Origin of the sequence: Halorubrum sp. SS7 (genome assembly GCF_005435055.1) — an archaeon.
In the GTDB taxonomy this organism is placed as follows: domain Archaea; phylum Halobacteriota; class Halobacteria; order Halobacteriales; family Haloferacaceae; genus Halorubrum; species Halorubrum salinarum.
This window is the reverse complement of sequence record NZ_SGXV01000320.1, coordinates 1-448: the sequence shown is the minus strand read 5'-3', so window position 1 is coordinate 448 and position 448 is coordinate 1. Positions and strand designations below refer to the sequence as shown.

General features: G+C 62.5%; 1 protein-coding gene and 1 pseudogene. Both read right to left on the bottom strand.

All coding sequences use genetic code 11. The features are described 5' to 3' along the window. The coding region (locus EXE44_RS18205; RefSeq protein ID WP_137718063.1) for an ABC transporter ATP-binding protein at positions 1 to 329 on the bottom strand (329 nt) is incomplete at its 3' end. 2 nt (positions 330 to 331) lie between these two features. After that, positions 332 to 448 (bottom strand): annotated as a pseudogene (locus tag EXE44_RS21690) (carbohydrate ABC transporter permease); the annotation flags it as partial.

Genomic DNA, 448 nt, shown 5'->3' with positions numbered 1-448 from the left:
ATCTCGTCTTGGGGGAAGCTCCGCAGCCGGAGCCCGAAGGAGATGTTGTCGTACACGTCCATGTGCGGGAACAGCGCGATGTTCTGGAACACCATCGCGATCCCGCGGTCCTTCGGCGGGAGGTTCGTCACCTCTCGGTCGCCGATCAGGATCTCGCCCGAGGTGGGCTTGGTGAGTCCCGCGATCGTTTCGAGCGTCGTGGACTTCCCGCAGCCCGACGGACCGACGAGGCAGATGAACTCGCCGTCGTTCAGGTCGAGGTTCATGTTGTCGACCGCCGTTACGTCGTCGTACTGTTTCGTGACGTCCGTGAGTTTGACTCGTGACATGGTTACTCCTTGAGGGCACCCTGCGTGAGGCCGCTGATGATCTTGTCCTGTGCGATGACGACGAGGATCGCGACCGGGACGATCGCGATCAGGCTCGCCGCCGCTTGGAGGTCGTACCG